The 4,643-nt window shown below is 64.4% G+C and carries 4 protein-coding genes and 1 pseudogene; 4 read left to right on the forward strand and 1 reads right to left on the reverse strand.

The features are described 5' to 3' along the window. Positions 1-400: formyltetrahydrofolate deformylase (locus VNQ78_RS19565; RefSeq protein WP_325693060.1), on the forward strand; the 400-nt coding region annotated here is incomplete at its 5' end. Between the two features lie 51 nt (positions 401-451). Here the strand turns inward: VNQ78_RS19565 and VNQ78_RS19570 are convergent. Beyond that, complete coding sequence (locus VNQ78_RS19570; RefSeq protein WP_325693062.1) at positions 452-2,455, reverse strand: TonB-dependent receptor domain-containing protein; 2,004 nt, start codon at positions 2,453-2,455, stop codon at positions 452-454. A 244-nt stretch (positions 2,456-2,699) separates the two neighbouring features. Here VNQ78_RS19570 and VNQ78_RS19575 point away from each other — a divergent pair, with 244 nt between their 5' ends. From VNQ78_RS19575 to VNQ78_RS19585, 3 genes and pseudogenes are all read left to right on the forward strand, one after another. Further along, positions 2,700-3,314, forward strand: a complete 615-nt coding sequence (locus VNQ78_RS19575) for a ribonuclease D (protein WP_325693064.1) — start codon at positions 2,700-2,702, stop codon at positions 3,312-3,314. Between the two features lie 9 nt (positions 3,315-3,323). Further along, positions 3,324-4,268 carry a KpsF/GutQ family sugar-phosphate isomerase gene (locus VNQ78_RS19580; RefSeq protein ID WP_414694117.1) on the forward strand — a complete coding sequence of 315 codons (945 nt, stop codon included), beginning with the start codon at positions 3,324-3,326 and terminating at the stop codon, positions 4,266-4,268. Between the two features lie 3 nt (positions 4,269-4,271). Continuing rightward, a pseudogene (locus tag VNQ78_RS19585) lies at positions 4,272-4,643 on the forward strand (hypothetical protein); the annotation flags it as partial.

Here is a 4,643-nt window from a genome sequence, read left to right on the forward strand (position 1 = left end):
CGAGCTGATCGTGCTGGCGCGCTATATGCAGGTGCTGTCGGACGCGATGTGCCGGAAGATGTCGGGGCGGATCATCAATATCCACCATTCCTTCCTGCCGAGCTTCAAGGGCGCCAATCCCTACAAGCAGGCCTTCGAGCGTGGGGTGAAGCTGATCGGCGCGACCAGCCATTACGTCACCGCCGATCTGGACGAGGGGCCGATCATCGAGCAGGACACCGTGCGCATCACCCATGCCCAGTCCGCCGAGGATTACGTGAGCCTTGGCCGGGACGTCGAGAGCCAGGTCCTGGCCCGCGCCATCCATGCCCATGCCAATCGCCGCGTCTTCCTCAACGGCAACAAGACCGTGGTGTTTCCCGCCTCGCCCGGGAGCTATTCCAGCGAGAGGATGGGGTGAGGAAAAAGGGCCCCGTCGGGGCCCTTTGATGTTTCGCGGGATAGCGGCGGATCAGAAATCCATCTTGACGCCCAGCGTGACCGTGCGGCCCGGCGCGTAGAGCGGATAGACATTGCGCGCGCCGTATTGGACGTAGCTCGACCGCTCGTAATAGGTTTCGTCGAAGAGGTTGTCGACGTTCAGGTGAAGGGCGACGTTCTGGTAGTTTTCGGGACGCCATTCGCCGTAGAGATTGACCACGGTATAGGAGGAATGATCCTCGAACCCCGCCTCGGTCAGGTAGTCGCCGTCGAGATCGCCGGCCCATTCCAGCGTGCCGCCGAATTTCAGGTTATACTGCGCCAGTTCCTGATCGACATAGAGCGTGGCGAGCGTGCCGACCGGAACCACGGTGCCGCCATTCGGCAGGACATCCTTGCCGTTCTGGGTCACGTCGACCTTGGTGAGGCTGGCGCCGACCCGGCCCGAACCCCAGCTGTAGTTCCCTTGCAGCGTCACGCCCTTGCTGCGGTAGTCATCGGCATTGACCAGATAGCCGACCTCGGTATCGTATTCGCCGAGCCCCTTCAGTCGGGTGTCGAAGAAGGTCAGGTTCCCGGTCCAGTTGCCCTGATTGGCGTTCAGGCCCAGCTTGACGTTGGTGGCCTCGGCCGGTTCGTAATCGGGCGAGGTGGCGAAGGTCTCGTCCCGGGCGTGGAGCAGCCCGTATTCGCCGATCTGATAGCCGAGCCAGGTCTGCGACGCGCCGGCAAAGACCTCGAAGCCCTCGGCGAACTCATAGGATGTCGTGGCGTTCACGCTGGCGCCGGTATCGGACAGCCGCTCGCCGTTCCAGTCGGTGAAGCGGTAATGGTCGAGCCGCATCCCGGTCGAGAGGTCGATGCCGTTGTCGAACTCAAAACGGCCCTGCACGAAGGCGCCGATCTGCATCGTCTCCATGGTGCGCACGCCGGGGGCGCGGTCGCCATAATTGTCGATGCGGTAATCGTCATAGGCCCAGTCGACGCCGGCGGTGATATTGCCCTGATCCATCGAATTGGTGTTCTTCAGGACACCGCCGATGGTGGTCGTCTCCAGATCCATGTCGCCATTGATCGGGCGTTCCCCGGTGGCATAGTTCGGCCGCCAGTATTCGTTGCGGCTGACATAGATCATCGCCTCGGGATCCCAGGCGTCGGTCGGCTGGGTCGAGTTGTATTTCAGGCTGAGCGTGTTGCGCGTGACCTTCAGCGGGAAGACCTCGTCCGTGTGGTCGAGGTCCATGTTCATCTTGATGACGCGGTCGGCATCGTCCTTGCTGTATTCATAGGCCAGCTCGACGCGGTGGCCTTCGAATTCATAGCCGAGCTTGGTCAGCGCGCCCTGGGTCGCGGGCTCGGTTCCCGGCATCTCCTTGCCGTCGCCATTCTCGTAATTGTCGCCATTCGCGCCATGGATCATCGCGAACCAGTCGAAGCCCTGATAGAGGCCGAAACCGGCGAGGCTGCCCGAGACGCCGCGCCCGTTGCTGCCATAGGAGAGGCCGACGCGGCCGCCATGGGTCTGACCCTCGGCCAGCAGGTCGCGCGCGCCCACCGTCTCGTAGCGCAGGGCGCCGGCGGCTGCGCCGAAGCCGGAATCCGCTGCCGCGGCGCCGGCCTCGACCTCGACCGATTTCAGGAAGGCCGGGTCGATGACGTTCGAGCCGGTATGGTGCCAGCTGGTGACGCCCTGCGGCACGCCGTCCACGGTGACGGCAAGGTTCGACTGCTCCATCCCGAAGACATGGATGCGCTTCGAGGGGCCGGCGCCGCCGGATACGGTGATGGCCGAGTCACGGGCGAAAAGTTCGGACACGTCTGCGGGCTGCATCGCCTCGATATCCTCGGGGGAGACGGTGACGCCGCCGGTCGCCTCGACGTTTTCCTGACCGCCCGCGATCAGGGTGATCGGCTGGAGGACCACTTCGCCATTCGGGGCGGTTTCACCCGCCGAGGTCAGGTCCTGTGCCGAGAGGGCTGTCGCGAGAGCGAGCGACGACGCCCCCGTCAGCAGGAGAATGCTGCGGAATTTCATGACTTTGCCTTGCTAAAATTCTGACCGCTGCGTCTTACGATTGCTGGCGCAAGAATCACAAGTGTTTTACTCGGAAATGAAGACGTTAAACTTAGTTTATTTGTCAGGAATGTTGCAATGTTGCCGCAGCCTGCGGATCCGGCGGGCCCGGGCGGGATTATGCTGCGCGCGTCTTGGGGGCTGGCGGGATGCGGGAAAAAAGGGGTAAGCCTCGGCCATGCCGCCACGTCGCCGGAACCCCGCCATGAGCATTCATCTTTACCAGAACGATCTGCCCGATCAGTTGGATCTTGGCCCGGTCGTCGCGATCGACACCGAGACGATGGGGCTGGACATGCGGCGGGATCGCCTGTGTCTGGTGCAGCTTTCATCGGGGGATGGGTCGGCGCATCTGGTCCAGATCGCGCGCGGCCAGCGCAAGGCGCCGAACCTGACGCGGCTGCTGGCCGATCCGAAGGTGCTGAAGCTGTTCCATTTCGGCCGTTTCGACATCGCCGCGTTGGAGGCTGCGTTCGGGGTCGTGACCGCCCCGGTCTGGTGCACCAAGATCGCCTCGCGGATGATCCGCACCTTTACCGACCGCCACGGGTTGAAATACCTGCTGAGCGAGATGGTCGGCGTCGACATCTCGAAGCAGCAGCAGACCAGCGACTGGGGTGCCGAGACGCTGAGCGATGCGCAGCTTGAATATGCCGCCTCGGACGTTCTTTACCTGCATCGGTTGAAGGCGGAGCTGGAAAAGCGGCTGGAGCGCGAGGGGCGGATGGGCCTTGCGCAGGCCTGTTTCGATTTCCTTCCCGCCCGCGCCCATCTGGATCTGATGGGCTGGGGGGATGCAATTGACATTTTCCAGCACTAGATGGTGGCCATGAGCGCATATCTTGATACCGCCCGCCGGGTGATCCGGGCCGAGACCGATGGGCTGCTGGCCCTGTCCGACAGTCTGGGAGAGAGCTTTGATCGCGCGATCGAGGTGATCTTGGCCGCGAAGGGGCGGGTGATCGTCTCGGGCATGGGGAAATCCGGCCATGTCGGGCGCAAGATCGCGGCGACGCTGGCCTCGACCGGGACACCGGCGCAATTCGTCCATCCGGGCGAGGCGAGCCATGGCGACCTTGGCATGGTCACTGAAAACGACGTGGCGCTGGTCCTGTCGAACAGCGGCGAGACGCCGGAACTGGCCGACCTGATCGCCCATACGAGGCGCTTCAGCATTCCGATGATCGGGGTCGCCAGCCGCGAGAACTCGACCCTGCTGCGGCAGTCGGACGTGGCCTTGCTGCTGCCCGCCGCGCCCGAGGCCTGCGGTTCGGGCATCGTGCCCACCACCTCGACCACGATGACCATGGCGCTTGGCGATGCGCTGGCAATCGCGCTGATGGAGCATCGCAAGTTCACGCCCGAGCATTTCCGCACCTTCCATCCGGGCGGCAAGCTGGGCGCGCGGCTGTCGCGCGTGGGCGACATGATGCATCGCGACATTCCGTCGGTGACCGAGGACGCGCCGATGTCCGAGGCGCTGCTCGTGATCAGCCGCAAGGGCTTTGGCGTGACGGCGGTGGTCGATGCGCAGGGGCGTCTCAGCGGCATCATCACCGACGGCGACTTGCGGCGTCACATGGAGGGGCTGCTTGACCACAAGGCAAGCGAGGTGATGACGCGTGACCCGCGCACCATCTCGGCCGACAGTCTGGCCGAGAAGGCGCTGGCCGAGATGCAGGGACGCAAGATCACCAGCCTTTTCGTGGTCGAGGACGGCCTCCCGGTCGGGTTGCTGCATATCCACGATTTCCTGCGCGCCGGGATGGTCTAGGCCATGCTCAGGTCACGCATCGTCGCATGGCTGCGCGTGATCCTGCCCTTGACGGCGCTGGCGCTGCTTTCGGTGCTGTTCCTGATCGGGTGGAAGCCCGAGCCGCAGGCGACGATCCCCTATGCCAATGTCGATCCGCAGGATCTGGCCGAGCGGCAGGCGGTGACGAACCCGACCTATACCGGCGTGACCACCAACGGCTCGCAACTGACCATCGCGGGGGCCGAGGCCGAGCCGGGGAAGGAGCCGAACCACGGCTCGGTCCGCTCGGTCCGGTTGACGCTGCGGGCACCGGATGGGCGCGCGGCGGATGTCAGCGCCGGGACCGCGCAGATGGAGGGCGATCTGGTCGCGCTGCAGGATGGCGTCAGGATG

The organism is Paracoccus sp. (in: a-proteobacteria) (assembly GCF_035556475.1).
Classification (GTDB): domain Bacteria; phylum Pseudomonadota; class Alphaproteobacteria; order Rhodobacterales; family Rhodobacteraceae; genus Paracoccus.